The following is a 26,484-nucleotide window of genomic DNA, read 5'->3' on the forward strand; positions in this document are numbered from 1 at the left end:
CAGTCACCGCATTTCGCGATGAGACCGTGTACTCCTTCACCACCCGACTCGCCCACGCCAACAGAATCCCACCCCAAAGCCTGCGCGACTACGCCGCACGCGAGAGCCATTACGTCGACCCTGAGCGCCTCGCCCGCCTCAGCGGCTACCCACGACATGTCCTCTGCGCCCGACTGCGGGGCCTGACCGCTGATGAACGTGATCTCACCCGCCAGCGGGCACGTGCCCGCCCGATTTGCCGGTACTGCACAGCACGGCGAGGGGTGCCCCAGCCGGTCCATTGCTGGTTGCCCGACCACCTCACCGTCTGTCATCGCCACGGCCGCTGGATTGGCCCCTCCGCCCAGCGATGGGACGATCAGATGTCACTGAAACACCATCCAGCTGTTGCCCGATCTGCCAGGGCACATCATGCCCTGGCCAAGCGCAATGCCCCCGACATCGTTGAGCTAGCGATCAACGACGCATCACGTATAGTGCTGCGGCAGCGCCGATTCCGACGGGATGACGGTCTCGGTGATAGCGCGGCCACCGGTATCGCATTACGGGGCGATGGGCCAGCATCTCAACGGTCAACCTGCACATCGCCACCTACGTCGAAACAGTCCGGATGGCCGCAGTCATCATTGACCAGCGGCCAGCATTGTTGAACCGCACCGGCGATCCCAGTGTCGCCCGCGTAGCTCTCTTGGCAGCCGCGAACGCAGTGTTCGGCGCCGAGGATGAGACGGCGACCACCGCGGCCCTCGACGGCTGGCTGAACAACCAGCAGATCATCCGGAAGTCCCGCGATAAATCAATGATCGTTCATACCTGATGCAAAAGTCTTTATCTTGCAACCATATTCGTAGGAAAACCCATTGCCAGCCGACCGTGAGGCATACGTAGATGGAAATACTAGACGAGCTAGAAAGCTAGGCCGCCGATCAGGATGACAATACCCAGTCCGATCAGAACAATCGGGAACAGGATGTGTTCCCATCGTTCGAGGATCTCCGCGATCGGGCGGCGGGTGGCAACATATCTGGCGATGACCACCAGCACCCCGACGAGAAGAAGGAAGACGACGCAGTAGGCCACGACGGCTGCGTGTCCGACGCTGAGGAAGACCGGGACGTAGACGCCGACGTTGTCGCCGCCGTTGGCGAAGGTCACGCCAGCGACCGCCCAGACGCTGACGGTCTTGCCCGCAACCTTCGCGTCACCATCATCGTCACCGTTTCCGCGCCAGGCTTGCCAAGCCGCCTTCAGTCCCAGGGCGAGGGGGATGAGTCCGAAGAACGGGATGACGTCGGGCGGCAGGAATGCGCCCGCACCTAGGGTCACGAGGACGGCGGCGCCGAGAATTCCAGCGAATCCCAGGTATTGGCCGGCGGTGATCCGGGAGGTGGTCCCGCGTTGTCCTGCGCCGCGGGCGAAGAACAGTGAAAGCACGATGATGTCGTCGATGTTGGTGACGATGAACAGCCCGATCGCGGGCAGAACCGACGACAGGATCATGGGTGTGTGCCATCGGTGGTCACGACGGGGCACCCACTGCGGTCGCGGTGGCTAGGTTGGTTGACCGCTGTGCGGTGAGTGCGGTCAGTGCTGTGGTGCGGCCGGCGCGCACACCGTTGGCGATGACCACGATTTCGGCGAGTTCATGGACGAGCACGACGGCGGCCAACCCGAGCACCCCGAACAAAGCCAGCGGCATCAGCACAATGATCAGTCCGAGGGATAGGCCGACGTTTTGCAGCATGATCCGTCGGGCGCGGCGGGCATGGGTGAATGTTTGTGGCAGGTGGCGTAGGTCTTCACCCATGAGTGCGACGTCGGCGGTTTCGATGGCGACGTCGGTGCCCATGGCGCCCATCGCGATGCCGAGGTCGGCGGTAGCCAGTGCGGGGGCGTCGTTGACGCCATCGCCGACCATCGCGGTGGGGCGCTGGGTGCGGAGCTGTTCGATCAGTCGGGCTTTGTCTTCGGGGCGCAGATCGGCGTGCACGGTGTCGATGCCGACTTCGCGGGCCAGGGCGGCCGCGGTGGCGTGGTTGTCGCCGGTGAGCATCGCCACCTGGTAGCCGTCGCGGCGCAGCTGGGTGATGACTTCGGTTGCCTCGGGCCGCAATTCGTCACGCACGGCGATGGCACCGATCACCTGTCCGTTGTCTTCGACCAGGACGGCGGTGGCTCCGGCCTGCTGCATCCGGGTGACCTCGGCGGTGAGCGGACCTCGGTCGAGCCAGCCGGGCGGCCCAGCCGGATGCGGTGCCCGTCGCGGTGGCCGGTGAGTCCGGCGCCGGTGACTGCCTCGACGTCGGCGGCGGGGGTGACGGTGCCGGCGGCGGCCAGGATCGCCGCGGCCAGGGGGTGTTCACTGCGGGCCTCTACGGCGGCCGCGAGGTCCAGGACGTGCTCGGGGGTGACGTCGGGGGTGGTGGCCACCTCGATGACGGTGGGCCGGTTGGCGGTGAGGGTACCGGTCTTATCCAGGGCGACCCCACGGATCCTGCCCAGCGCTTCCAGCGCGGCGCCACCTTTGACCAGGGCGCCCAGCTTGCTGGCGGCGCCGATGGCGGCGACGACCGTGACCGGTACCGAAATCGCCAGAGCACAGGGCGAGGCGGCGACCAGCACCACCAGAGCGCGTTCGATCCAGGTGGCGGGGTCACCGAGCAGGCTCCCCGCGACGGCGATCAGGGCGGCGGCGATCATCACGGCGGGGACCAGGGGTTTGGCGATGCGGTCAGCCAAACGTTGGGCGGCGCCCTTGCGGGACTGCTCGGCTTCCACGATGCGCACGATGCGGGCCAGGGAATTGTCCTCGGCGGTGGTGCTGACTTCTACTTCGAGGGCGCCGGCTCCGTTGATCGACCCGGCGAACACCTCATCACCGGGGCCGGCTTCAACGGGCACTGATTCGCCGGTGATGGCCGAGAGGTCCAGGGCGGTGCGGCCCCGGGTGATGATGCCGTCAGTGGCGACTCGTTCTCCGGGTTTGACGACCATGAGGTCACCGATGCGCAATTCTGTTGGCGCGATGGTTGTTTCGGTGCCGTCGCGGCGAACGGTGGCCTCATCGGGCACCAGCGACAGTAGTGCGCGCAGTCCGCGGCGGGTGCGGGCCAGCGAGTATTCCTCCAGGCCTTCGCTGATGGAGAACAGGAACGCCAGCATCGCGGCCTCACCGACCTCGCCGAGCAGCACCGCGCCCACGGCGGCGATGGTCATCAGCGTGCCGACCCGATCTTGCCTTGGCCAGCCGCCCAGGGTGGACGGCACGAAGGTATAGGCGCCGGCCAGCAGCGCCGCTGCCTCCAACGTGAGCACCACCGGGTCGGCGGCGCCGACCAGGTTGGCGATCAACGCCGCCAGCAGCAGTACCCCGGAGAGCGCGGCGAACTGCAATTCTGTGATCTGCCAGAGCCGTTCGGGTTCACGCTCCTGCTCCTCGGCGCTGCGGGGTTCGTCGCTGCCGCAGCCACAGGCATCGCTCATTGCCGCGTCTCCTCGGTGTCGATCGCCGCACCCCGGGCGCCGGTTCCATAGGTGGGACACAACGCCACCGCGTTGCCGGTGGCCGCCAGCAGCGTTTCCGCCGCAGCGAGCACGTCCAGCAGCTCGGGGCGAGACAAGGAATAGAACACCTGACGGCCTTCTGGGCGGCCGGTGACCAGCCCACAGTCCCGCAGGCACGCCACGTGCGCGGAGACGGTGGATTGCGCCAACCCCAGCTCACCGATCAGATCGACAACTCGCGCCTCCCCGTCAGCCAGGCGGCGCACGATCGTCAACCGCGTCGCATCGGAGAGACTGTGGAACAGTGCCACCGCGGCATCGAGGTCGGACGTGTTGCCGGCCAGGCAGGTGTCCCGCTTATTCATCGTCACACAACGATGATAACCATCGAAGCCGATTTAGCGAAAGGGGCGCATTCGTGACAGCCATTCTCGGAGCTGCTCCCGGTCGCGGCGAGCGTCGCAGACGAATTCGGTCGTGCATCAGATCGGCTGATAAAGCTGGTCAAGTGGAATTCTCATCCGATCTGATACACCGCAGTTCAGCTCACTGGTCCTGTGTCAGATCAAATGAGAACGGACAGCCACGTTGAGTCCGGTTGCCGAGATCTTCGACGATCGCACGTCACAGAGCCCCTGCGCCCGTGATACTGGGCACGAACACCATCGAGTACCTAGTGCGCTGTCCACGCTCGAAGGTGGCCAGTCCGGCGGCGCACGGGGAAAGGACAAAGACCCATGGGACGACGGTCGAATTCGAAGAGCCGGTTCGGGGTCGGTGTGTTCGACCAGATCGTCAATGCGCAGCCATGGCCGACGGCGCCGTTGCGGGCAAACTATCTCGGCGCGGTGGCCGCCGGCGCGGACTCGTTTTGGGTAGGCGATCATCTGAACTCGTTGTTCCCCCGGTCGATCGCCAGCCGCCGCTACGTCGGTGCAGCGCGTCTGGTGCCGAAGGTCGACGCGATCCTCGAACCCTGGACCGTGCTTGGCCATCTCGCGGCGCGCAACCGGATCGGGCGCCTGCGGCTGGGAGTCAGCGTCACCGACGCCGGTCGCCGAAACCCCGCGGTCACTGCTCAGGCGGCCGCGACGCTGCATCTACTCACCGGCGGACGGGCGGTCCTGGGCATCGGAACGGGCGAGCGCGAAGGCAACGAACCCTACGGCGTGGAGTGGTCCAAACCGGTAACACGGTTGGAAGAAGCACTTGCCACCATCCGCGCCCTTTGGAACTCCGGCGGAGAGTTGATCTCCCGCGACTCGCCGTACTTTCCGCTGCACGATGCCGTCTTCGAACTGCCGCCCCACAGAGGGAAATGGCCCGAAATCTGGGTCGCTTCTCACGGCCCACGCATGCTGAGAATCACCGGACGCTACGCCGACGGCTGGGTACCGGCGCTCATCGCTCCGACCGAATACGCCGCCGGATTGGATGCAGTTCGAAGCGCCGCCTCCGACGCAGGCCGCGACCCGATGTCGGTCAAGGGAGCCTGGCAAGGGTTCGCCGTCGCCGGGCGCACCCGCGACGACGTCGAGGAGGCATTGAGCAGCGACGCCATCAAATCCATCGCACTGCTTGCCCCAGCGGATTGGTGGGAGCGCCACGGCGTTTCGCATCCGATGGGCCTGAGCGGTGGGGCAACGGACATCATGCCTCAACTGATCGATGAACAAACCGCACTCTCCTACACCCGGCAGGTGCCGCAGTCATTGCTCAGAGAAGGATTACTAACCGGCACCCCCAACGACATCGTCGAACAGGCCGCCGAATGGCGAGATCAGGGCGTGCGGCACATCACGCTGGGAAACGTCAGCACGTTACAACCGAACTTTCGCAAGGGACTCGCGTCGACTCTGCCGTTCCTCCAGGCGATCCGTGGATTGAAGCGCCTCTAGCCAAGCAGGCGCCCATCGGGCCCGGGGACCAAAGTTCGCGACCACACCACCCGGGCGGGCGAAGGAACTTGCAGCTCTCGAACACGCAGGCGTACCAGCAAATGGGTGCGAATTATCCTGTCTCGCAGAGGATTTGAATCAAATCGCCGAAGCATTATTGCGTCGCAACATGTTTCGCCGGCGCTGATGGACTACGCTCCGCTTGCTCCGGCCGAACGGCGCCAATTCGCGGTCTGCTCGGGTCACCGCGCCAGCAAGATCTGATTCCGAAGAGTGAAGTAGTCGCCAGCGAAGTCGCTCCCCCCTGCCGACATCGGTCACTTGTACAACCCGATGGCGTTGTGAGTGGACTGCAGTTGTCATGATGGAGGCATGGCAGCCCGCGATCGCGACGAATCGGGTCGGCCCCGCAGCGCGCGACCGCGCGACGCCTTGGGCCGCCCGCTTCCACCCGGTGCCACGGGCATCCCGCGAATACCCGATGACCTTTGTCTGCCGCCGGCAGACAGCCTCGACTATGCCCAGGAGCTACTGGACCAGGGGTTGGCGTTCCACGCGCACGAGGTGCTCGAGGCCGCCTGGAAGAACGGCCCGGCCGACGAGCGGATGCTGTGGCAGGGCTTGGCCCAACTCGCGGTCGGGATCACGCACGTCCAACGCGGCAATCGCAGCGGCGCGGCCAGCCTGCTGCGACGAGCCGCTGGTCGATTGTCCGCCGATCCGCAGGTGTCCCGTTACTCCGTCGATGACGCCGGTCTGGTGGCGTTCGCCAATGCGCTGGCTGACGACCTGGAAGCGGGAGCGGAAATCGCCGACGAGAGATTGCGACCACGGCTGCGGATTATCTCGAGCGCCGGCGGCTCCTCGTCAAGCCGCGACGGCGAATCAGAGCCACATCCCAGCGGACCGTCGTAGCCTTCTCGCACTTCAAAATCCGTCCGTGACGCCGTAGCGGCACACGGTCGTTGACCTGCAGTTCCGGTGCATGCAGGGGAATAGCCTGGGTGCATCGATGCGAATCAGTGGACGGTGAAGCCACCGTCGACCGGCAGAGCTGTTCCGACGACGAAGCTGGCGCCGGGGCTGCACAGCCACAGGACGGCTGCTGCGACCTCGTCGGCACGCCCCAGTCGGCCGATGGGCTGTTCTTTGATGATCCCGGCCATGGCCTCGGCTTGGTTCTCGACCATGTCGGCGACCATCGGGGTGTCGATGACGCCGGGGCACACGGCGTTGATGCGGACGCCCCGGGGCGCGTACTCGACCGCAGCGCTGCGGGTCAGGCCGATGACGCCGTGCTTAGAGGCGTGGTAGGCCGCACGTTCGGGCAGCCCGACGAGCCCGCCTAGGGATGAGCAGTTGACGATGGCGCCGCTGCCCTGTTCGCGCATCTGTCGGAGTTCGTGCTTCATGGCGGCCCAGACGCCGCGCAGGTTGACGGCGTTGACCCGGTCGAAGGCGTCGGAGCTCTCGTCGGCCGCGTCGGTCGGCGGCACCTGGATGCCGGCGTTGTTGAACGCCATGTCCAACCGGCCGTACTCCGTCACCGCGCGCCGCACCGCCGCCTCCACTTGCTGTTCGTCGGTGACGTCGCAGACGACGCCGATCGCCTGCCGCCCGCGGCCGGTGATCTCCTCGGCTGCGTTGTGGACGGCGTCGTGGTCGAGGTCTGCCAGAACCACGGCGGCGCCGGAGTCGGCGAACGCACGGGCAGCGGCCAGGCCCATCCCGGAAGCGGCGCCGGTGACCAGGGCCACCTGCCCGGTGAAGTCGTAGATGGGGTTCATGGTGTTCTCCTGTCGAATCAAAATCACGTCGGCAGTTGCCGTTTCGGAGGCTCAGGGGTGCTTGACCACCGTCCCTCGCCCAGCGGATGCCTGCCAGGCACTGTCACGACCCCCCACGCCAGGAACAGGCGTTTTAGCCTTGAAACCATGGAGTCTCAGCAGGAGATCATCCGGCAGCCACCGAAGATCGCCAGGTACGTGTTCCTGGACCCGCGCGCCGAGGGCTTCTACGCCGACATCGACGAGGCGAAGGATCTGCTGGTCGCGATACTCCGAGCGACCGCTGGGCGCGACCCACTGGACGAACAGGTGACCGCCCTCATCGGCGAGCTCTCCACGCGCAGCACCGATTTCAGGACCCGTTGGGGCAAGCACAATGTGCGCCGCCACTCGCGCGGACGCAAAGTCGTCAACCACCCGGCGGTCGGCACGATGGACCTCGCGTACGACGACTTCGCGCTGCCTGGTAACCCGCACGTTTCGATCACCACCTACACCGCAGAGCCCGGTACGCCCAGCGCCGACGGTCTTGCCCTGTTGGCGACCTGGGCCGAGACGCAGAAGTAGCCGCAGACCATCGACGACGAAGTACGCCGGACTCATCCGCGTCACTCTTAGGTGTTTCGATCTGCGCGCCTCCCGCGCGCCGAGCTCAACCACAACCGCGTAGTGGCGCGCACGGGTAACTCACTCGAGCGGCCGTGGCACACTGCCAGCTGTGAATGGCACGCGAAAAGCTCCGAAGATCGCGACCGCAGTGTCGGGCGTATTGCTCGCTGTTGGCGTGGCCGGAGCCATTGTGACGGCGTTGCTGAACGCCTTCGTGTTCGCCGACTCCGCCGCATACGGTGAAGTGGCAATCCCGGGCTCGGCAGAGTTGGAGCTACCCGCAGGTGAGGTGGTGATCTCCTATCACGCGGTCACTGCTACCACGGGCGCAAGCGTGATCGTGCCTTCGGTGAAGCTGCGTTTCGAAGCGCCGGCCGGGGCCCCTACCCCGGTCCTTACCGACCGCATGGGCGGCACCACGACTTCGAATCGAGACGTGCGCGTGCAGATCGGATCGGCACAGGTTGGGCAGGCGGGTCGCTACCGGGTTTTCATCGAAGGGTCGGGTAACGAGAACCAGCGGCCCCGGTTGTCCTTCGGCCATGGAAGTCCATATGGTTCGGCGATTTGGCCTTTCGTTGGATTGATCGTTCTTGCCGCGGTCGCATTGCCCCTGTCGATCCTGTGGTGGATCAGTGCAGACAGACGCAATCGACCTCTGGTACAGGCGACTTACGACGAGTTCGCGATGCCGGTGCCGCCAGCCGGAGCACCGACCGAACTGCCCGATGATCAAGGCGTCCGTCTGGAACGTCTGAAAACCTTGGCAGCACTGCGTCAGTCGGGGGCGCTCACCGAGGCGGAGTTCCAATCAGAGAAGCGTCGGATCCTCAACGACCCGAATCTTTAACCGACGCTTCGACATCGCTGTGGCGGTGGCCACGGAAGCGCAGAGCGGGGCCGACCAGTTGCGCTGGTCGGCCCCGCCTCGGCTGTGCCTACTGTTCGGCCTTCTCGCGGGACTCGTTGACAGCGGCTGCCTTACGCGCAGATTCCGCTTCGGCTTCCTTCTTCGCTGCCTCGCGTTGGGAATCAGCCTTGTCCTGTTGCGCCTGGCCTTCACGGCGCAGGTCGTCGCGTCCGACGACCGAGCCGATGGCTTCCTTGGCCTTGCCCTTGACGCCTTCCACGACGCCTTCGATGCCTTCCAGGGGTCCGCTCTTGTCCGACATAGATACCAGCTCCTCTGCATACTTGCGATGCGCCGTCGACGCGGGGCGGCCCTGTGCCGCCGTGACCGCGAAATACCCCGTGCTCCGACCGCGTCAAACAAGATCCGTCAAGATGTGAGAGCAGTCACGACAGTGCAGGGTCGGTCGCCCTGGGCGGGCTGGGCGAACCGTCAGCTGCACAACAGGGCGAGTTGGTCGGTCAGTTCGTGGGCGTAGGCGAGTTGTCGGGTCAATTTGGCGCACGCAGCTTGGGCGCGGGTGTGACATTCGCTGACGTAGTCGAGCGCTTGAGTGCGTGCGGTCGGGCTGGCAGAGGCGCTGTTGAGGGTGTCGAGCGCGACGAGCAGCTGACGCATTTCGTCAAGGCTGAAGCCCAGGGGTTTCATGCGGCGGATCGCCAGCAGTCGGTCGACGTCGCCGGTGGTATAGAGACGGAACCCGCCTGCGGATCGTGCTGACGGCACCACCAGACCGACCTCGTCGTAGTGCCGGATGGTTTTGATGGACAGTTCGGTGCGGGCTGCGACCTCACCGATCTGCAGGTGCTCGTGACCGGTGTCCGGGCTGCTCACGTCGGGCTCCTCAGTGTGGGTCAGTGCTCGCCGGCGAGTTGGCCGCTGAGCCGCGCGTGACGCTCGGCGCTGTTGTCGTTCATCCCGACGATGCGGACGGTCTTGCCTTTTGCCGCATATTTGGTGGTGATCGCGTCGAGAGTCGCCACGGTCGAAGCATCCCAGATGTGGGCGTGGCTCATGTCGATCACGACGTTCGCAGGGTCGCCGACGTAGTCGAACTGATACACCAAGTCGTTGCTGGAAGCGAAGAACAGCTCCCCCTTCACCGCATACACGCGAGTGTTCTCGTCGGGGTGGGCGATATCGACGACCTCGGTCATGTGCGCGACTCGGCGGGCGAACAGCACCATGGCGGTCAGGGTGCCCACGGTCACCCCGTAGGCGAGGTTGTCGGTGGCCACCGTGACGGCCACGGTTGCCACCATGACGGTGGTCTCACTCTTGGGCATGCGCCGCAACGTGTTTGGGCTGATCCTATGCCAGTCGAAGGTGCCCACTGACACCATGATCATCACCGCCACCAAGGCGGCCATCGGGATTCGGGCCACGACATCGCCGAGCCCCACCACGAGCCCGAGCAGCAGGGTCCCGGCCAGGAAAGTCGAGATGCGGGTCCGTGCGCCGCAGGCCTTCACATTGATCATCGTCTGGCCGATCATCGCGCAGCCACCCATACCGCCGAAGAATCCGGTGACCACGTTGGCCACCCCTTGACCCATCGCCTCGCGGGACTTGTTGGAGTGGGTATCGGTGATGTCGTCCACCAACTTGGCGGTCATGAGTGATTCCAGCAGCCCGACGACGGCCATCGTCAGCGAATAGGGAGCGATCACCGCGAGCGTGTGCACCGTGAACGGAACATCGGGAATCAACAGCGCCGGCAGGCTGGACGGAAGTTGGCCTTCGTCGCCCACATTCGGCACCGACCAACCCAATCCCACTGTGACTGCGGTCAGTACCACAATGGCGACCAGCGGCGCGGGGATGGCGGTGGTGAGCTTCGGTAACGCGACCATGATGGCAATCGCCGCCACCACCATCGGGTACACCAGCCACGGCACGCCGAGCAGGTGCGGCAACTGGGACAGGAAGATCAGGATCGCCAGGGCGTTGACGAAACCGACCATCACGCTGCGTGGCACGAACCTCATCAACCTGGCCACTCCGAGGCCACCGAGCAGCAGCTGCAGCACGCCGGCGAGGATCACCGCCGCGACCAGGTAATTCAGCCCGTGGCTATGCACGAGCGGCGCCACCACCAGGGCCACGGCGCCGGTGGCCGCCGAGATCATCGCCGGCCGCCCGCCGACGACCGCGATCGTCACAGCCATGGTGAACGACGCGAACAGGCCCACCCGAGGGTCCACCCCGGCGATGATCGAGAACGAAATCGCCTCCGGGATCAGTGCCAGCGCCACCACCAGCCCGGCCAGCACCTCGGTGCGCAGCCGGCGCGGGGAACGCAGCGCGCCCAGTATCGATTGCTGCTCGGTCGGCGTCGGCGCGTTGGCCAATCGTTTCACCACAAACTCCGTTCTCGGGCCGCGAACTGATAACTGGACGGGCAGATCCACCATCGATGAGTTCCGGTGTCCGTGCGCCTCGTTGCGCGAAAAGTATTGCCCGAACACAGAATTGACCACGCAAGCCCAGGGTGAGGTGGGCCCGACTCAGCTGATCACCGCGTTTGGGCGACGAGGGCAAACTCTACCCTTAGGGGAGAGTTTGGCCTAATCGGTCGCGCTACCAACGCCAAAAGCCCACACTGCCAACGGGTTCAATCCGCTCGTAGCCCGGTGGTAGCGTCGTAGCCGTGGACGGCAAACGAGTTGGCAAGATGCCTTTCACAATCAAACGAGTCTCGCGGCGAGCGGCTGTGTTCATCGCGATGTGTGGGATGCCCGTACTGGTCGTCGGCTGCGCCGGCGAAGCGGGTCAGCCTGCCGCGTTGGACGATGTGGAGACAACGCTGCCGGTTCCGGCCAACATTCCGCCGTTCCCCTTCCCGAGCGACCTACCGTCCGTGCCATTGCCCAGCTCAGTGCCGAACGTGCAATTGCCCGGCGACGTCCCCACGGTCGAACTGCCGGCCGACGTGCCACACGTCGAGATGCCTGCAGACATCCCGGAAGTTCCGCTTCCCTCCGCGATTCCCCCGATCACCTTCCCCTAACTCGAGGCCGGACATCCTCTGCAGGATCCCGGAACTCGGTTGCGCGGGGCCGTAGGCTCGATGGCGTGGTTGACCTCGCATACGTCATCGCTGGATCTGAAGCCACCGGCGGCGCCGGCCTGCAGGCAGACCTGCGGACCTTCCAACAGCTCGGCGCCTACGGCGTCGGCACCGTGACCTGCATCGTGTCCTTCGATCCGAAAGCGAATTGGACACACCGCTTCGTGCCGGTCGAACCGCACGTCGTCGCCGATCAGATCGAAGCCGCGACTTCGGCGTATGACCTGGACGTCGTCAAGATCGGCATGCTGGGCACCCCCGCCACCATCGACGTCGTCGCGCAGGCCCTTGCGCGTCAGCCCTGGCGGCACGTCGTCGTCGATCCCGTGCTCATCTGCAAAGGCCAGGAACCCGGCGCTGCCCTCGATACCGACACCGCGCTGCGCCGGCAGATCCTGCCGCTGGCCACCGTGACCACCCCGAACCTGTTCGAGGCGCGCACCTTGGCCGGGATGGAGAACATCTCGTCTGTCGACGACCTCGTGGAAGCAGCCCAACGCATCGCCGATCTCGGGCCTCGCTATGTGGTTGTCAAGGGCGGCGTGGAATTTCCCGGCGACGACGCCGTCGACGTGTTCTACAACGGCAGCGACGTCGAGATTCTGCGTACGGCCAAAGTCGGCCAGGCTCGGGTGGCCGGGGCCGGCTGCACCCTGGCGGCGGCGATCACCGCAGCGCTGGCGACGGGATCACCTGTCGGCGACGCGGTGCGACTGGCCAAAGAGTTCACCACCGCAGGCATCGTCAACCGGATCAGCGGCAACACCCCGTTCGACGCCGTGCGACAGTCCGCGCTCCCCTGACCGATGATTCCGATGCGCCGTGACCAAGCCGGTCCCAAGGGGTATGCGGCGTTCGCCGTGGCGTGGCGTTCGCTGCTGGATGCCGCCGAGCGGCTCTCCGATCGGGATTTCACGGCGCCGTCCGGCTGCGCGGGGTGGAAGGTTCAAGACCTGCTGTGTCATCTGGTGATTGACGCTCAGGACATTCTCATCACGCTGGCTACACCGACTGACGACGAGCCGACGCGCGATGCAGCGACATACTGGGAGATCACGCACACGCTGCCGAGCGGGCAGGACCCTCTCGACGCGCTGACCGTGCGACTGGCAGCGGCATACGAGCAGCCGCACCTGCTCAAGCATCACCTCGACGATGTGGGTTCGGCAGCAGCGCGGGCCGCCCAGCTTGTCGCACCAGACCTTCGAGTCAGAACGCAAGGCGAAGTCCTCACTGCCGCTGACTATCTGGATGCCTACGTCCTCGAAGCGACGTTGCACCATCTCGACCTGACCGCGCATGTACGCGGTGTGGACGGGCCCCCGGCGCTGGCGCTGACGGCATCACGCAAGCAGTTCGAGGGGATCGCCGACACGCCATTCCCGGTGTCGATGTCGGACGCTGCCGTTCTGACAATCGGAACCGGCCGGCGGCCGGCCACCGCCGCCGAGCGCGCTGCGCTGGGATCTCTCGGCGACCGCCTGCCTTACGTTCTCGGGTGATCTGCCGCATCACCTCAGCTCTGGTAGGCCAGCAGTGCCAACAGCAGCTCTGCGCGGACCCGGGCGACGTCGAGGTTGCACCCGATCAACTCCTGCACCGACGTCATACGTTTACGCAAGGTGTGGCGGTGCACACCGATCGCGGATGCCGCTGTCTCCCAATGCCCGTTGGCCTCCAGAAATGCCCGCAACGACACCAGAAGTTCACTGCCGTGCTCGCGGTCGTATACGCCAAGAGGCGCCAGGAAGGTGTCCGCGACGGTATTGAGCACCTGGCGGGTCGAATCGATCGAGAGCAGCGCCCGGCCCGCGAACGCCATGAATTCCAGTGGCACTCCCCCGCATTCGGCTGCTCCAGCCGCGATCTTGGCATGCTCGACGGCCACCTCCAGGCGGCCGACCGCAAGCGGCTCGCTGAGGCCGACCCTGATGAGTTTGCGGGCCGGCGCGGCGACATCGGTGGTGACGCGGCGGACGAACGCGACATCGTGAGTGCCCGGTAGCACGGCGATCAGCTGGCATCCCTGTACGCGCGCGAAGAGCACCGAGCCGCCGCGTTCGACTGCCGGTGTGAGTGCGGCGCACGCCTGCTCGATGGCTGGGGCGGACCCGCAGTCGATGACGAGGGCGCGGATGTGCCCGTGCGAATCGGCGACCTGGGCGAGCTGCGCGCGTGCCGGGCCGAGATCGTGCTCGCCGCTGAGCAGAAGTCCCAGCGCACTCGCATTGAGTTCGCGGTGGGCTTCGACCAGGCGGGCCGGCTTCTCGAAGTCCAGTGCGAGTAATGAATTCGCGTGGCCCAACAGAATCTGGTCGATCGATGACAGCGGCATGGCCGTCACCACAGCCAAGGTGCCATAGATCTTGCGGGTCACTTTGATGCGCTGGTAGGTGATGGCGGTCCCCGCGACGACGGCGCCTGCCCCGGCCGACGCCACCACGGCCTGCACGTCGTCGACCAGTTTGGAATCCACGGAGCGCGGGTGGGATTCGATGACGTCGCCCGACGGGGAGAGGATGAGGACCTTCGCGGACAGCGCCCTGGCGAGCTCGGCCACCACCGCGGATGCGCCACCACCGACCGCGGCACGGGTGATCCGCGGCTGAGCACGCGATGCGCGGAGTACCGCTTCATAATGCTGATCGGCGAGCCGTTCGCTCATGCGCTTGACCACCGCCGCGAACGGTGTCGCCAACGGCACTTCCAGCAGCGGAATGCCGATCTCGTCGGCGGCGGCGATGAGATCCGGCGGCACCCTCGCATGACTGAGGCCGACGGCGAAACCGACTGCAGAGACCCCACATTCGTTGAGTCCGCGCAGATAGGCCGCTCGCTTCGCCCGGGTCGTCGGCAATCCGAGTCCGGTGGTGAGTACCAACTCGCCACCGGAGAGCCAGCGGAAAGGTTCGGACAGCTCGGTGGTCAGTGCCAGGGTGACCTCGCGCAACACTCCGGCGCTGCCACCGAGGAGCCGCAGCGACAGATCAGACTGCGCGAGCACCCAGGACACCGGAACGCCCATCGCCGCAGTGTACAGATCGTCGAAGTTGTGCCGAGGGTTTCGACGAAACGTCTACCGCGAGAACCCGAGTTACGGAACGGTCACGCCTGCGGTGAACCGGTCAGAGCGGCGTGAGACTCGCAGCCGGCTCGATCGTGGCGGGCTCGGCAAGCGGGGTGCCGCGGTACCGGGCTCGCAGCGAATCGATAAGGTGCCCAGCGCGAATGGTGAGTGCAGAACCGCCCTGGGCCAATTCTCGTTGCAGGCGACCCTTGGTGACCAGCACGCCGAGATCTGCGCCCTTCCAGCGGTAGTCACCGGGGCCGTAGATGCGCAGGAAGAACGACTCCGACTCGTCCTGCAACTGATGCCAGTCCAGTGCCGCCCGGCGGAACACCAGGGCTCCGGTGGAGTCGAGGTAGTACTGGCCGGTCGGCGGCGTTGCTTCGAGCAACTCGACGACGTCGGCCGTCTCCTTGATGATCATCTGGCTCCACACATCGGCGGAGGCCAGTTCCTCCCAGCGCTCGTTGATCTCGTCGACATCGATGTCGAACTCCACGCCCATGAATTCCAGCAGATGGAACAGGAACAGGGGCACATCGGCGTAGGCGCCTGCGGTGACATTGGTGATCGCCGACGCGCCGCTGATCCGCGGGTTGAGTTCGCCGAGATAGACCTCGTCGGTGTCGACGTCCACAAGCACGTCGACTTCGAAGAAGCCGCGGTAGCCTTCCTGACTCAGCCGATCCCCCAAGCGTCGGACGAGTTCGGTTGCCTTGGAGCGCCGTTCCGGTGACAGCACATCCGGATACATCTCGTTACCGCACCAGCCGCCGCGGTACGGCGTCAGTTCGGCGTAGCCGGTCAGCTCGGTCATGAACGGACCGACAACCGTGCCGCACCGGGTCAGCACCGCCTCGACCGCCACCGGCCGGTTGTTGATGCGACGCATGACCTTGATGTCCTCACCGACGATGTGTGCGCTGTGCTTGCGCCAATCGGCCTCCGACGAGATGAAGAAGGTGGTCTTGCCGGAGTCGCCATAGGGTGTCTGCACGACGAGTTCGTCACCGAGCCCGGCCTTTTCGGCAGCGGCCGTGAGATCTTCGTAGCTGTCGACCTTGGTCAGCACGTTGGGCACGCTGGGCGCGCCCGCCTCGTTGCCAAGCTTGGTGGTGACGATCTTGGAGTCCAGGTGCTCCCGCAGCGCGGCCGGCGGCAGGATCAGGTCGTAGCCCAGCTCGGCGCAGATGGCCTCGGTCTCGGCGTCGAAGAACACCATCGCCACCTTGGGCCGCACTCCCGGCTGCACACCGCGGCTCATGTGGGCGCGCACCTCGGCGTTGCGCAACAGCCAGTTGTTGATCTCCTCGCCGCTCGCGAACTCTTGGTAGGGCTTGTGGATCGGCGTGAACACCCGTGGGTGCGCGCCGTCCCAGGCGTCGTAGTAGGTGATGTAGGAGAACCTGCGTACCCAGCGGTCGAGGCCGAGCAAGTTGAACGGGGTGGCACCGATGAAGTACACCGGGACGTCGTTGGTGCGGAAGAAGTGGCGAATCTCTGAAATATTGCGAAGCGGACGACGTTTCGACGCGGCTGAGGGAGACGACGCGAAAGCTGCGTCGGTGCCGACGCTGACTTCCCGCAGATCGTCGCCGAGCTCGGGCTTGGCCGTCGGGGTCACCTGGTCCGTCGTCGCGGTCTCGACTGCCGGGACTTTGGCAGCCTTGGTCTTGGCGGCGGTCTTGGCGGCCCGCTTGCGCGGCGTAGCGGTAGGGCGAGGCTCGGTCATAGACGGGTTCTCCTGTGCGGTGTCGAATCTGCCTGCACCCTGATCGTCGCAGCCCCGTCCATGGCCGCACAGCTACCGAAATGGCACCCGATGTTCGCGAAAGGTATACAAAACGGCACTCAGGCCGGTGGCCGTTCCCGAGTCGAACGAACGCGTCCTACGGCCCTGGCCAGGTCGAAACGAGCACGGCCGGTGTCCATTTCGGCCACGTGGGCGCCCCGACGGCGAAGCCGCCGGCCACCTGGGCAACGATGCGGGGCCCTTTGGCGGTGCTGTTGTCGTAGAACGTCGCAGATTCCGAGCGGGCCGCAGCGGTGGCGACCAGCGGCCAAAGTCGTTGGTAGCGCTCGCGGATCTTGTCTTCCGGCACGTCGTGGCCGCCGGCCTCGACACGGTGCCGCACGCGCAACACGGCGAGGTCCTCCGGGATCATGACCGCGTGTAGCACCACGCCATATCCGGCTTGGTGCGCGTGGTCGATGAGTTCGAGTTTCGACGGGTGCGAGAACACCGTCTCGGCGATGAAGGATTCGCCCCGTTCGATGAGTGCGGCCCTGGTTTGCGCGGCTATGCGCGCGGCGTCGTAGGAATGTGTGGCCGGGTCGTCAGGCCAGCGTCGCTTGGCGATCTCGTCGGCGTTGACGAAGGGGCTGTTCGGAAGCAGCGGTGCCAGGGTGAGCTCGACGAAGGTCGACTTCCCCGCGCCGTTGGAGCCGACGACGAGGTCGAGGCGTTTCACCGCGCGGTGGTGCGGAGCGTGTCAGCGATCACTGCTGCGAAACCAGCACCGAGGTGCTGCCGTCGGGGCGGTACTGCACGATGTCGCCGTTGTCGTCGAGCGCGACGGTGGTGACCCCGCGAGCAGCCAGTGCCGCGCCGTAATTGCCGCGTGCCAGGCTCTCTTCGATGGCCGCCGAGATCTCGGCGTTGAACACGACGCCCTCCTCGGACGTCAGGTCCCGCAACGGCGTGTCGCCGGCCAGGGCGGCCTCCACCTTGCGGCGGGCTGCGCTCTGCTGGCTGGAGACGGCCCGCCCCACCCGTGCCCAGTGGTCGAGCTGCTGTTTGGCCGACCGGCTCTGACGGGCACCTTCTGCGGCGGCACTGTCCATCAGATCAGCGGCGAAACGCGTCACCCGGTCTGCGGTGTCAGTCATGGCAGCCTCCTGTGTTGCACTCTGCTACGAGTGTAGCAGTCTGCTACACAAGTGCGGGTTCGCGCCGTCTGGCCTGGGAAAACAACGGCATTTTCGTGTTCGAGGCGCCCTCGTTTGTAGGCTCCAACGTATGCCGTTCAACTCCGGTGACGTCTTCGCCGGTTACTCCATCCAGCGGCTGCTCGGTGCCGGTGGCATGGGCGAGGTGTATCTCGCCCAGCATCCGCGGCTGCCCCGGCTGGACGCGCTCAAGATCCTGTCGACGGACACCACCCGCGACGATGAGTTCCGCGCGCGATTCACCAGAGAGGCCGAGCTGGCTGCGACGTTGTGGCACCCGCACATCGTCGGTGTGCACGACCGTGGCGAGTTCGAAGGCCATCTGTGGATCTCCATGGACTACGTCGAGGGCACCGATGCCCGGCACATGCTGGAGAAGCAGTACCCGTCGGGCATGCCGTATGAGGATGTCGTGGAGATCGTGACCGCAGTCGCCGAAGCGCTCGATTTCGCACACGAGCGGCGCCTGCTGCACCGTGACGTCAAGCCGGCGAACATCCTGGTGACCACGCCGACGGCAAGCGCCCGTCGTCGCGTGCTGCTCACCGATTTCGGCATCGCCCGCGAGGCCGACGACGTCAGTGGTCTCACGGAAACCAACATGGCCATCGGCACCGTCGCGTACGTCGCGCCCGAACAGCTCAGCAGCAAGGCGCTCGACGGCCGGGCCGACCAGTACGCCCTGGCTGCCACGGCGTTCCACCTGCTGACCGGCGCACCCCTGTTCGATGACGCCAACCGCATCGTCGTCGCAGGCAAACACCTCAACACCCCGCCGCCCCGGCTGTCGGAACGCCGCCCCGACCTTGCCCACCTCGACGCCGCCATGGCCAAGGCGCTGGCCAAGAACCCCGATCAGCGCTACGCGCGGTGTATCGACTTCGCGCGGGCGCTCAATGGTCGTCTGAATGAGGCGACCGCGCCCGAACCGGCCCTGGAGCGGGTTCCCGCTGATTCGGGTGTGTTCACCGCCGGTCTGGAGAATCCCGGCGACGTTGGCCGTAGTTCCCCGCAGACCCGACCGCTGGGCGTGCTCACCGTGCTGGGTACGGCGCGCGGGGTGCAGAAACGACCGAGCGGACCGGGTGCAGACGAGGAGGTCTGGACTTTCCGCGTCGAGCGGTACGACTCGACGGGGCAAGCCCACACCGTTGTGCCGGTCGAGCTGCGCGGCAACTCCATCACCGGCGAACTCTCCGACGGGGACGTGGTGGAGGTGAGCGGCTTCTGGGATGACCGGACCCTCTTCGCCGATGCGGTGGTCAACCATTCGGCCGGTACGCGCGGCCGCCGTCGGCGTGACTCGTTCGAGGTGACGCCGGCCAAGAAGTCCGTGTGGAAGTCCCGCCCGGCGCGTGTCGTCGGACTCCTCGCGGTGCTCGCGGTGGTCGTGGCGACGGCTGTCTACTTCATCACCGGAGGCTTCGGGGTCCCGTCGCCCGGCGGCCCCGGGCCGCTCGTCACGCCGCAGCGTGCGACGGTGTTCTCCCCCGGCGGGTCACCCGATCATCCCAACGACGCCGGCAAGGCCATCGACGGTAACCCCGATACGGCGTGGCCCACCGACATCTACCAAGACGCCGCGCCGTTCCCGGCCTTCAAACAGGGCGTCGGCCTGATGCTGCAACTCGCGGCGCCCACGGCCCTCAGTGAAGTGACCCTCGATGTGCCCAGCACCGGGACCGAGGTGCAGATTCGTGCGTCCGACAGCGACGCGCCGAGCAGTGTCTCCGACACGACCGAGCTGACCTCGAACGTGTCGTTGCGGCCCGGACAGAACACCATCCCGATCGACAACAAGACGAAAACGTCCAATGTGCTGGTGTGGATTTCGAAGCTGGGCACGGTCGGCGGGCAGAGCCGCACCGCCATCTCCGACATCACCTTGAGAGCAGCCGGCTGACCGACACCGCGACGACGGTGCCGGTTCAGAACTTCTTGTCGAGGAACTCCGCGTAGGCCGGCAGGTCGAGTTGGCCGTGGCCCGACAACCCGATCACCACCACCTGTTCGGTGGGGTCATCGGCCACGTGCGCCGCGGCGGCGGCGATCGCGTGAGTCGACTCGGGCGCGGGCACAATGCCCTGGGACCGCGCGAACCGGACACCGGCCGAGAACGCATCATGCTGTGAGATGGCGATGCCCTCGACCAGCCCGAGCTCGACAGTGTGGCTCAGCGCGGGCGCCATCCCGTGGTAGCGAAGGCCACCCGCGTGAATGGGGTCGGGCACGAAATCCATACCGAGCGTGTGCATCTTCAAAAGGGGCGTAAGGCCGGCCACATCGCCGTGGTCGTAGCGGTACTCCCCCTGCGTGATCGACGGGCACGCGACCGGTTCGGCGGCCACCACGCGCGGGTTGGACCGCCCATGGATCTTCTCGCGCAGGAACGGGAACGCCAGCCCGGCGAGGTTGGAACCGCCACCCGCACAGCCGAAGACGACGTCGGCGCCGTTCGGCTCAACGGCGGCGAGCTGCGCGACGGCCTCCTGGCCGATGACGCTCTGATGGAGCACGACGTGGTTCAACACACTGCCGAGCGCGTACCGGGTGTCAGGGGCAGCGGCCGCGACCTCGACCGCCTCGCTCACGGCCATGCCGAGGCTGCCTGTGGTGTTCGGGTTCTGGGCGAGGATGGCGCGTCCCGACTCGGTGAGCTCTGACGGGCTCGGATGCACGGTGCCTCCGTACGTCCGGATCAGGTGACCGCGGTACGGCTTCGAGTCGTAGGACGCCCGGACCTGCCATACCTCGATCTCGAGGCCGAACTGCGCACCGGCAAAGGCGAGAGCACTGCCCCACTGGCCCGCGCCGGTCTCGGTGGTCAGCTTCCTGACTCCATCGATGCTGTTGTAATACGCTTGTGCCACAGCTGAATTGGTCTTGTGGCTACCGACGGGGCTGACGCCCTCGTACTTGACGTAGATGTGGGCGCCGGTGTTCAGCGCTTCTTCGAACCGCCGGGCCCGGATCAACGGCGACGGTCGCCACATCGAGTAGATCTCGCGGACGACGTCGGGGATCGCGATGTACGCCTCGGTGGACACCTCCTGGGCGATCAATCCGCTCGGGAAGAGCGCCGCGAGATCGTCCGGGCCGACCGGCTCCTTGGTCGCGGGATGCAGGTGCGGCGGGATCGGCTGATCGAGTTCGGCGGCCAGGTTGTACCAGTGGGTCGGCACCCCGACGGTGACCAGATCCGGATGGGCGGCGTCGGCGTGCAGCGTCATGAGGACACTGTAACGATCCGCGGCCGAGCCTCCCGGAGTGTGTTCACACCGGCAGGCCGTTGTCGTCGGTCTGCAACGACTGGGTCTTGAACTTCGTCAGAAACGCGTTGAGCGTCCCGTCGTTCGACTCGACGATGGTTCCGCCGTCCTGCCAGATGCCGTCTTGGCCCTGAAACTGACCCGGCGGGTCGCCCTGGTTCATGTGGATGTCGTGCACACCGAGACCGGTCGTGTACGGGCGGCCGAAGACGTACAGCCGTCTGGAGTCAGACAGCCGCTTCTCCAACAGATTCAGCGCGTTGTCGGCAGTGCTCTCAACCCATCCGAAGCGCGGCGACCGAAGGATGGTGTTGACCAGATCGATGAGCGGACTCGCGACGAACCCGACGCATCCCGCACGTCCTCGCAGCAGTGGTGAGCGCAGATAGTCGAGGGCACCCGACTCTTCCGAACGGGCCAGCGGATACCAGTCGTCGGCCTCGGAACCGAAGGCGAACAGCCGCTTGTCGAGGTTGCGTACCTCCCGGTACTGGACCGGCACCCCACTTGGCGTCGACACGTCCACGGCGCATTCGTACAGGCCGAGCCGCGCATTCAGATAGATCTTGCCGTGGTACCACGACCCGAAATGATTGGGGTCCTCGCGGGCGAAATGGTCGAGGGTACCGATGAGAACCCCGTATGCCGGCAACGCCATGACACCCTCCTCTGCCCCGCTGCGAACCGATTCTTGCTGTTGCAGCGAGGAAGTGGATGAGTAGTGCGCTACTCGACTTGGATAGGCACGGCGCTCAATGATCGCCGGAGCCCGCGCAGATCGGGACATCGACCAGTTGTCCGTCGCTCTGCTTGACCCGCAGCGGTTTACCGTCCGCGTCGACGATCCGGCCGCCTTCGATGTGGTCGCCCTCGCGGAGCTTGCTGTAAGCCTGGACCTCGTCGAAGGCGATGAAGCGGTCCGCCGCGGCGAACACCGAGGACCCCGGCTTCTGGCGGGCGAACCGGATGTGGTTGAAGAACAGGTTGAGCAGCACCGCGGCGATGGCCGCCGAGCTGATCCCCGAGTGGAAGATGGTCTGGAACCAGGCCGGGAAGTGCTCCCAGAAGTTCGGCGCCGCAATCGGAATCATGCCCATGCCCACCGACGTCGCGACGATGACCAGATTCATGTTGCCCTGGTAGTTCACCCTGGCCAGCGTCCGGATACCGGATGCCGCCACGGTGCCGAACAGCACGAGACCGGCTCCACCGAGCACCGGGTACGGCACGGCGGCGACGCCGCGGCCGAGCACCGGCAGCAGCCCGAGGATCACCAGGATGGCCCCGCCCGCGGTGACCACGAAGCGGCTCTTGACCCCGGTGATGGCGACCAGGCCGACGTTCTGGGCGAAGGCGCTCTGGACGAATCCGTTGAAGATCGGCGATACCAGCGAGGCGCCCATGTCGGCCCGCAGGCCGTTGCCGATCCGGCGGCGGTCGACGCGCGTCTTCACGATCTCCCCGACGGCCAGGATGTCGGCCGTGGTCTCGGTGAGGATGACGAGCACCACGATGGTCATCGACAGGACGCCGGCGACGGTGAACACCGGTGCGCCGAAGAAGAACGGCTCGGGGAACGCCACGATGGGACCGTCCGCCACCTTGGAGAAGTCGGCCTTGCCGAGGACGGTGGCCACCGCGGTGCCGATGATGATCGCGAACAGAATCGAAAGCCGGGAAATGGCAGGCACATTGGACCGACTGAGGATGATCACCACCAGCAGCGTGAAGCCGGCGAGCATGATGTTCTCGATCGAACCGAAGGTCGGCAGCTTGGCGTTGTTGCCCATCGCCCAGTTGGCCGCCACCGGCATCAGGCTCAGCCCGATGGTGGTGATGACCGTGCCCGTGACGACCGGAGGGAAGAATCTGATGATGCGGGCGAAGAACGGTGTGATCGCCAAACCGATTGCGGCCGAGGCCATCACCGAACCGAAGGCCGCGGGCAGTCCCCCGCCCTGCGTCACGATCGCCACCAAGGTGGCGACGCTGGCGAACGAGGTGCCCTGTACGAGCGGAAGCTGGGATCCGAACCATGGAATGCCGACCGACTGGAGAATGGTGGCCAAGCCGCCGATGAACAGGCAGCTGGCCACCAGTACGCCGAGCTGCGCGGGCGGCACACCGGCTGCCCCGCCGACGATCAACGGCGGGGCGATGATGCCGCCGTACATCGTGAGCACGTGCTGGGCGCCGTAGGCGAATGATCGCCCGACCCCGAGGCGCTCGTCCTCGGGGCGCTGGACTTCTTCGGCGCCGTCGTCGACCGTCCGATTGCGGTGCAGTTTCATGGTCATATTCCTCAGCAGAATCCGGCGATCCCCACCCAGGCGGCGTCGGCGGACGGAGCCCCGGCGCGGGCAACGGTGGCTTCGATGAGGCCGTAGGGACGGTCGGCGGCGAAGAACACCTCGTTCGGGTTGTCCAGGCCGCAGAAGGACAGGTCGGCGACGAAATGGTGCTTGTTGGGGCAGGAGAATTTGATCTCGTCGATCTCGGGATGCGCGCCGATCACTGCCTCACCCATCTGATACAGAGTGTGCTGCAGTGCTTTTGAGTATCCCTGCGTGAAGGTGTCCAGCATGATCGCGCGGACGTCCTCGTAGACCGCGTTGAAGTCGAGAACGGTGGTGTTGTACCGCCAGCGGGTGGCGATGTCGGTGGCAAGGATGCGATCGGTGGTCTCGGCCAGCGTCGTGTACTTGTCCTTGGGATACCCGACGAAGCCCGATTCCGTGGATTTCAGCACCGTCAGGCCGTAGAAGCCGGTGATTATGGTGTCGGTGTCGCCATCGCGGACCAGCACCGCGGTCCGCGTGTCGGGCCCGCTGCGGTAGAACGAGTGGTCGTGGTCGTTGATCCGGCTCCATCGGTACTGCTCTGCCGCCCAGCGCCCGCCGGTGACCCAGTCGAATTCGCCGGTGAAGTGGTCAGCGAGCCGCAGCAGCAAGGCCTCCGGCGAACCGATCCCGTCCTTGGCGAACGCGAAGATCGTGTTCTTCTGCGTATCGGTGGGCACCACGTGCGAGTTGTCGCCCTCGGTGTGCGCCGCCTCGAAGTCTCCACGCAGCTGGGAAGTGACGTTGAGATCCTCGATCTCGTGCCGCGCGGTATCGCGCGTGATGCGCACGACCCGGTTCTCGGCTTTTCCGTACTGGTTGGCGGTGAGCACAACGTCGCTCATGTCGATCGCTCCTAAAGGGTTGGGGATGGCTGGGGTGGTAGAGAATTGGCGGGCGGTCAGCTGCCGCGATAGGTCGAGTAGGCAAAGGGACTGAGCAGCAGCGGCACGTGGTAGTGCGCCTGATCGGCGCTGACACTGAACGAGATCGAGACCTGCGGGTAGAACGTGTCCTGGCCGCGGCCTTCGAAGTAGTCGCCGGTGCCGAAGTCGATCCGGTAGTGGCCGGGCTCGAGGCGGTCAGGGCCGAGGTCGGCGATCCGCCCGTCGTCATCGGTCACCCCGGAGGCGATCTGCTCGTCGGTGGGGACGGCACGCAGCGTGACGGCGACGCCGGCGGCGGGGCGCCCCGCGGTGGCGTCGAGCACGTGGGTCGTGATGTAGCTCATGCCAACACTCCTTGCAGGCGAAGCACCGCGATCTGACGAAGCTGATCGGCCATGATGGACTTCTCGGTCGCGGCGTCGTTGGTGAGGCGTTCTTCGAGCGCCGCGAGGATCTCCTCGCTGCTACGGCCGGCCGCGCGGATCAAGAACACGTGGCCGAACCGCTTCTCGTAGGCGCGATTCCCCTCGAGCAGACGTCGCTGTACGTCAGCGTCAGCGGACACCCCGGATTGTTCGGCACGTGAAAAGCCGGCCTCGGCGGTGGCACCTGATGCGCGTTCCCCGATCCGCGGATGGTGGCTCAGCGCGGTGATCAGCTCGTCCTCGGTGAACGGGTCGGCGGCCGACCGGGCGACGGCCACCACCGCGTCGAGGTCCGGGTACGGCCGTTTGTCGACGATGGCGTTCACCCAGCGGTCGACGTCGAGGCAGGGCCGCACGGCAGCCGCGGCGTCCGCTGAGCTCGCGGCGTTGAAGTCGGTCAGTGACATCGTCATCGTGGGCTACGCCATTCCCCGGCTGAGCAGCCGTCCGCGGGGCTCTTCGTCGATATCGATCCGCTTGCCTGCCAGCCACGTGCTGCGTACCACTCCGGCGAGCGCTCGCTGGTCGTAGGCGGAGACGGGGTTCTTGTGCTGCAAGGCCTTTGCGTCGACGACGAAGGCGTCGTCCGGCGCGAAGACGGCGAAGTCGGCTGCGTAACCAAGGGCGATGTGGCCCTTGGTGTTCAGCCCGACTTGCCGGGCGGGATTCTCGGCCATCCAGCGGACCACATCGCCCAGGCTGTAACCCCGGCGCTTGGCCTCCGACCACACCGCCGACAGCGATACCTGCAACGAGGCGATACCGCCCCAGGCGACGCCGAAGTCACCGATGTCGAACCGCTTGAGGTCCGCGGTGCACGGGGAATGGTCGGTCACGATGCAATCGATGACACCGTCGACAAGCCCCTGCCACAACAGTTCCCGGTTACCGGCTTCGCGGATGGGCGGGCAGCACTTGAACTGGGTGGCTCCCGCGGGAATTTCTTCCGACACGAACGACAGGTAGTGCGGGCAGGTTTCCGCGGTGAGCTTGACGCCGTCGCGGCGCGCCGAGGCGATCATCGGCAGGGCATCCGAACTGGACAGATGCAGGATGTGGACGCGGCAGCCGGTCCAGCGCGACAACTCGATGACTTCGGCGATCGCGAGATTCTCCGCACCGCGGGGCCGCGACGACAGGAAGTCGGCGTAGTTGTCACCTCCGGGTGAGGCGGCGCGGTCGATGGCGTGGGCGTCCTCGGCGTGCACGATCATCATGGCGCCGAACGAGGCGATTTCCTTGAGCGCCAACTCAAGTCCGTCGGGATCCAACGGCGGGAACTCATCGACGCCGGAATGCAGCAGAAAACACTTGAAGCCGAACACTCCCGCGTCGTGCAGCGCCCGCAGATCCGGCACGTTGCCGGGGATGGCCCCGGCCCAGAATCCGACGTCGACGTACGCCTGGTCCGCCGCAACGCGTCGCTTCACGTGCAACGCTTCGACATTGACCGTCGGTGGGATGCTGTTGAGCGGCATGTCCACGATCGTGGTGATGCCACCTGCCGCGGCCGCCCGTGTCGCGCTGGCGAACCCTTCCCACTCGGTGCGGCCAGGCTCGTTGACGTGTACGTGGGTGTCGACCAGACCCGGGATGAGCACCTCGTCGTCACCGAGCTCGACCATTTGGTCGGCGTCGAGGTCGGCATTTATGGGCTCGATGGTGACGATGCGGCCGTCGCGCACCCCGACACATCGCGCCACCTCGCCGGCTGCGGTGATCACGCGCGGCGCACGGAAAACCAGGTCCAGTTTGTCGGACATCGCATTC

The 26,484-nt window shown here is 66.0% G+C and carries 27 protein-coding genes and 1 pseudogene; 10 read left to right on the forward strand and 18 right to left on the reverse strand.

Features of this window, described 5'->3' with window-relative positions; genetic code table 11:
• Positions 1-26: 26 nt before the first annotated feature.
• The gene (locus BTO20_RS17320) at positions 27-650 is read left to right on the forward strand and encodes a hypothetical protein (RefSeq protein WP_232491170.1); all 624 of its coding nucleotides are present in this window, start codon (positions 27-29) and stop codon (positions 648-650) included.
• Positions 611-817, forward strand: coding sequence for a hypothetical protein (locus BTO20_RS40555; protein WP_232491171.1), 207 nt, complete (start codon positions 611-613; stop codon positions 815-817). Before BTO20_RS17320 ends, BTO20_RS40555 begins: the two co-directional genes overlap by 40 nt.
• Positions 818-906: 89 nt before the next feature.
• On the opposite strand, the gene BTO20_RS17325 is transcribed toward BTO20_RS40555, so the two are convergent.
• The 3 genes and pseudogenes from BTO20_RS17325 to BTO20_RS17335 form a co-directional block, all read right to left on the reverse strand.
• Positions 907-1,500 (reverse strand): cadmium resistance transporter, encoded by a 594-nt coding sequence (locus BTO20_RS17325; protein ID WP_011894055.1) that lies wholly within the window; start codon positions 1,498-1,500, stop codon positions 907-909.
• Between the two features lie 19 nt (positions 1,501-1,519).
• Positions 1,520-3,483, reverse strand: a pseudogene (locus tag BTO20_RS17330) (heavy metal translocating P-type ATPase).
• Positions 3,480-3,875, reverse strand: coding sequence for an ArsR/SmtB family transcription factor (locus BTO20_RS17335; protein WP_063840634.1), 396 nt, complete (start codon positions 3,873-3,875; stop codon positions 3,480-3,482). The pseudogene BTO20_RS17330 and the gene BTO20_RS17335 overlap by 4 nt, the downstream one beginning before the upstream one ends.
• 366 nt (positions 3,876-4,241) lie before the next feature.
• Here BTO20_RS17335 and BTO20_RS17340 point away from each other — a divergent pair, with 366 nt between their 5' ends.
• Positions 4,242-5,402 carry an LLM class flavin-dependent oxidoreductase gene (locus BTO20_RS17340; RefSeq protein WP_087077566.1) on the forward strand — a complete coding sequence of 387 codons (1,161 nt, stop codon included), beginning with the start codon at positions 4,242-4,244 and terminating at the stop codon, positions 5,400-5,402.
• Between the two features lie 372 nt (positions 5,403-5,774).
• Positions 5,775-6,317, forward strand: coding sequence for a DUF309 domain-containing protein (locus BTO20_RS17345; RefSeq protein WP_087077567.1), 543 nt, complete (start codon positions 5,775-5,777; stop codon positions 6,315-6,317).
• 104 nt (positions 6,318-6,421) lie between these two features.
• Here BTO20_RS17345 and BTO20_RS17350 read toward each other — a convergent pair whose 3' ends face one another.
• Positions 6,422-7,189 (reverse strand): glucose 1-dehydrogenase, encoded by a 768-nt coding sequence (locus BTO20_RS17350; protein ID WP_087077568.1) that lies wholly within the window; start codon positions 7,187-7,189, stop codon positions 6,422-6,424.
• Between the two features lie 147 nt (positions 7,190-7,336).
• On the opposite strand from BTO20_RS17350, the gene BTO20_RS17355 reads away from it, so the two are divergent.
• Positions 7,337-7,756: an MmyB family transcriptional regulator gene (locus BTO20_RS17355; protein WP_198344422.1), complete on the forward strand. Its 420-nt coding sequence runs from the start codon at positions 7,337-7,339 to the stop codon at positions 7,754-7,756.
• A 151-nt stretch (positions 7,757-7,907) separates the two neighbouring features.
• Positions 7,908-8,648, forward strand: coding sequence for an SHOCT domain-containing protein (locus BTO20_RS17360; RefSeq protein WP_157680236.1), 741 nt, complete (start codon positions 7,908-7,910; stop codon positions 8,646-8,648).
• Between the two features lie 88 nt (positions 8,649-8,736).
• Here the strand turns inward: BTO20_RS17360 and mbp1 are convergent, their stop codons facing one another.
• The 3 genes from mbp1 to BTO20_RS17375 form a co-directional block, all read right to left on the reverse strand.
• Complete coding sequence (gene mbp1, locus BTO20_RS17365; RefSeq protein ID WP_087077570.1) at positions 8,737-8,970, reverse strand: microaggregate-binding protein 1; 234 nt, start codon at positions 8,968-8,970, stop codon at positions 8,737-8,739.
• A 170-nt stretch (positions 8,971-9,140) separates the two neighbouring features.
• Positions 9,141-9,542: a MerR family transcriptional regulator gene (locus tag BTO20_RS17370; RefSeq protein ID WP_087077571.1), complete on the reverse strand. Its 402-nt coding sequence runs from the start codon at positions 9,540-9,542 to the stop codon at positions 9,141-9,143.
• 20 nt (positions 9,543-9,562) lie between these two features.
• A complete protein-coding gene (locus BTO20_RS17375) occupies positions 9,563-11,122 on the reverse strand; it encodes a SulP family inorganic anion transporter (protein WP_408632204.1) in 1,560 nt (519 codons plus the stop codon).
• A gap of 320 nt (positions 11,123-11,442) precedes the next feature.
• Between BTO20_RS17375 and BTO20_RS17380 the strand changes: the two genes are divergently transcribed.
• The 3 genes from BTO20_RS17380 to BTO20_RS17390 all read left to right on the forward strand — a co-directional run bounded on the left by BTO20_RS17380 (position 11,443) and on the right by BTO20_RS17390 (position 13,280).
• A complete protein-coding gene (locus BTO20_RS17380) occupies positions 11,443-11,718 on the forward strand; it encodes a hypothetical protein (protein WP_087082246.1) in 276 nt (91 codons plus the stop codon).
• 65 nt (positions 11,719-11,783) lie between these two features.
• Positions 11,784-12,581: a bifunctional hydroxymethylpyrimidine kinase/phosphomethylpyrimidine kinase gene (gene thiD, locus BTO20_RS17385; protein ID WP_087077572.1), complete on the forward strand. Its 798-nt coding sequence runs from the start codon at positions 11,784-11,786 to the stop codon at positions 12,579-12,581.
• A gap of 12 nt (positions 12,582-12,593) precedes the next feature.
• Positions 12,594-13,280, forward strand: a complete 687-nt coding sequence (locus BTO20_RS17390; RefSeq protein ID WP_087082248.1) for a maleylpyruvate isomerase N-terminal domain-containing protein — start codon at positions 12,594-12,596, stop codon at positions 13,278-13,280.
• A gap of 14 nt (positions 13,281-13,294) precedes the next feature.
• Here BTO20_RS17390 and BTO20_RS17395 read toward each other — a convergent pair whose 3' ends face one another.
• From BTO20_RS17395 to BTO20_RS17410, 4 genes are all read right to left on the reverse strand, one after another.
• Positions 13,295-14,803 (reverse strand): PucR family transcriptional regulator, encoded by a 1,509-nt coding sequence (locus BTO20_RS17395; protein ID WP_087077573.1) that lies wholly within the window; start codon positions 14,801-14,803, stop codon positions 13,295-13,297.
• Positions 14,804-14,903: 100 nt separating this feature from the next.
• Positions 14,904-16,577: a biotin carboxylase gene (locus BTO20_RS17400; protein ID WP_232491172.1), complete on the reverse strand. Its 1,674-nt coding sequence runs from the start codon at positions 16,575-16,577 to the stop codon at positions 14,904-14,906.
• A gap of 157 nt (positions 16,578-16,734) precedes the next feature.
• Positions 16,735-17,316, reverse strand: coding sequence for a zeta toxin family protein (locus tag BTO20_RS17405; RefSeq protein ID WP_087077574.1), 582 nt, complete (start codon positions 17,314-17,316; stop codon positions 16,735-16,737).
• Between the two features lie 28 nt (positions 17,317-17,344).
• Positions 17,345-17,734 (reverse strand): TA system antitoxin ParD family protein, encoded by a 390-nt coding sequence (locus BTO20_RS17410; protein ID WP_087077575.1) that lies wholly within the window; start codon positions 17,732-17,734, stop codon positions 17,345-17,347.
• A 130-nt stretch (positions 17,735-17,864) separates the two neighbouring features.
• Here BTO20_RS17410 and BTO20_RS17415 point away from each other — a divergent pair, with 130 nt between their 5' ends.
• On the forward strand, positions 17,865-19,697 hold the full coding sequence (locus BTO20_RS17415; protein ID WP_087077576.1) for a serine/threonine-protein kinase: 1,833 nt from the start codon (positions 17,865-17,867) through the stop codon (positions 19,695-19,697).
• Positions 19,698-19,722: 25 nt separating this feature from the next.
• Here BTO20_RS17415 and BTO20_RS17420 read toward each other — a convergent pair whose 3' ends face one another.
• The 7 genes from BTO20_RS17420 to allB form a co-directional block, all read right to left on the reverse strand.
• Positions 19,723-21,024: a TrpB-like pyridoxal phosphate-dependent enzyme gene (locus BTO20_RS17420; RefSeq protein WP_087077577.1), complete on the reverse strand. Its 1,302-nt coding sequence runs from the start codon at positions 21,022-21,024 to the stop codon at positions 19,723-19,725.
• A gap of 43 nt (positions 21,025-21,067) precedes the next feature.
• Positions 21,068-21,721: a DUF2278 family protein gene (locus BTO20_RS17425; RefSeq protein WP_157680237.1), complete on the reverse strand. Its 654-nt coding sequence runs from the start codon at positions 21,719-21,721 to the stop codon at positions 21,068-21,070.
• Between the two features lie 94 nt (positions 21,722-21,815).
• The gene (locus BTO20_RS17430) at positions 21,816-23,360 is read right to left on the reverse strand and encodes a nucleobase:cation symporter-2 family protein (RefSeq protein WP_087077579.1); all 1,545 of its coding nucleotides are present in this window, start codon (positions 23,358-23,360) and stop codon (positions 21,816-21,818) included.
• A 5-nt stretch (positions 23,361-23,365) separates the two neighbouring features.
• The gene (pucL, locus tag BTO20_RS17435; RefSeq protein WP_087077580.1) at positions 23,366-24,247 is read right to left on the reverse strand and encodes a factor-independent urate hydroxylase; all 882 of its coding nucleotides are present in this window, start codon (positions 24,245-24,247) and stop codon (positions 23,366-23,368) included.
• A 56-nt stretch (positions 24,248-24,303) separates the two neighbouring features.
• Positions 24,304-24,633 (reverse strand): hydroxyisourate hydrolase, encoded by a 330-nt coding sequence (gene uraH, locus BTO20_RS17440; RefSeq protein WP_087077581.1) that lies wholly within the window; start codon positions 24,631-24,633, stop codon positions 24,304-24,306.
• On the reverse strand, positions 24,630-25,127 hold the full coding sequence (uraD, locus tag BTO20_RS17445; protein ID WP_198344423.1) for a 2-oxo-4-hydroxy-4-carboxy-5-ureidoimidazoline decarboxylase: 498 nt from the start codon (positions 25,125-25,127) through the stop codon (positions 24,630-24,632). The genes uraH and uraD overlap by 4 nt, the downstream gene beginning before the upstream one ends.
• Positions 25,128-25,133: 6 nt before the next feature.
• Complete coding sequence (gene allB / locus BTO20_RS17450; RefSeq protein ID WP_087082252.1) at positions 25,134-26,477, reverse strand: allantoinase AllB; 1,344 nt, start codon at positions 26,475-26,477, stop codon at positions 25,134-25,136.
• Positions 26,478-26,484: the final 7 nt, after the last annotated feature.

The sequence above is a fragment of the Mycobacterium dioxanotrophicus genome, assembly GCF_002157835.1.
Taxonomy (GTDB): domain Bacteria; phylum Actinomycetota; class Actinomycetes; order Mycobacteriales; family Mycobacteriaceae; genus Mycobacterium; species Mycobacterium dioxanotrophicus.

Coding starts and splice junctions, on each gene's coding strand:
- uraH (WP_087077581.1), bottom strand. CDS start 24,633: ATGAGCTACATCACGACCCACGTGCTCGACGCCACCGCGGGGCGCCCC.
- BTO20_RS40555 (WP_232491171.1), top strand. CDS start 611: ATGGCCGCAGTCATCATTGACCAGCGGCCAGCATTGTTGAACCGCACC.
- BTO20_RS17400 (WP_232491172.1), bottom strand. CDS start 16,577: ATGACCGAGCCTCGCCCTACCGCTACGCCGCGCAAGCGGGCCGCCAAG.
- BTO20_RS17415 (WP_087077576.1), top strand. CDS start 17,865: ATGCCGTTCAACTCCGGTGACGTCTTCGCCGGTTACTCCATCCAGCGG.
- BTO20_RS17325 (WP_011894055.1), bottom strand. CDS start 1,500: ATGATCCTGTCGTCGGTTCTGCCCGCGATCGGGCTGTTCATCGTCACC.
- BTO20_RS17350 (WP_087077568.1), bottom strand. CDS start 7,189: ATGAACCCCATCTACGACTTCACCGGGCAGGTGGCCCTGGTCACCGGC.
- pucL (WP_087077580.1), bottom strand. CDS start 24,247: ATGAGCGACGTTGTGCTCACCGCCAACCAGTACGGAAAAGCCGAGAAC.
- BTO20_RS17390 (WP_087082248.1), top strand. CDS start 12,594: ATGCGCCGTGACCAAGCCGGTCCCAAGGGGTATGCGGCGTTCGCCGTG.
- BTO20_RS17425 (WP_157680237.1), bottom strand. CDS start 21,721: ATGGCGTTGCCGGCATACGGGGTTCTCATCGGTACCCTCGACCATTTC.
- BTO20_RS17410 (WP_087077575.1), bottom strand. CDS start 17,734: ATGACTGACACCGCAGACCGGGTGACGCGTTTCGCCGCTGATCTGATG.
- BTO20_RS17420 (WP_087077577.1), bottom strand. CDS start 21,024: ATGACGCTGCACGCCGACGCCGCCCATCCGGATCTGGTCACCGTCGGG.
- allB (WP_087082252.1), bottom strand. CDS start 26,477: ATGTCCGACAAACTGGACCTGGTTTTCCGTGCGCCGCGCGTGATCACC.
- uraD (WP_198344423.1), bottom strand. CDS start 25,127: ATGACGATGTCACTGACCGACTTCAACGCCGCGAGCTCAGCGGACGCC.
- BTO20_RS17380 (WP_087082246.1), top strand. CDS start 11,443: ATGCCCGTACTGGTCGTCGGCTGCGCCGGCGAAGCGGGTCAGCCTGCC.
- BTO20_RS17375 (WP_408632204.1), bottom strand. CDS start 11,122: ATGGTGGATCTGCCCGTCCAGTTATCAGTTCGCGGCCCGAGAACGGAG.
- BTO20_RS17345 (WP_087077567.1), top strand. CDS start 5,775: ATGGCAGCCCGCGATCGCGACGAATCGGGTCGGCCCCGCAGCGCGCGA.
- mbp1 (WP_087077570.1), bottom strand. CDS start 8,970: ATGTCGGACAAGAGCGGACCCCTGGAAGGCATCGAAGGCGTCGTGGAA.
- BTO20_RS17355 (WP_198344422.1), top strand. CDS start 7,337: ATGGAGTCTCAGCAGGAGATCATCCGGCAGCCACCGAAGATCGCCAGG.
- BTO20_RS17340 (WP_087077566.1), top strand. CDS start 4,242: ATGGGACGACGGTCGAATTCGAAGAGCCGGTTCGGGGTCGGTGTGTTC.
- BTO20_RS17395 (WP_087077573.1), bottom strand. CDS start 14,803: ATGGGCGTTCCGGTGTCCTGGGTGCTCGCGCAGTCTGATCTGTCGCTG.
- BTO20_RS17430 (WP_087077579.1), bottom strand. CDS start 23,360: ATGACCATGAAACTGCACCGCAATCGGACGGTCGACGACGGCGCCGAA.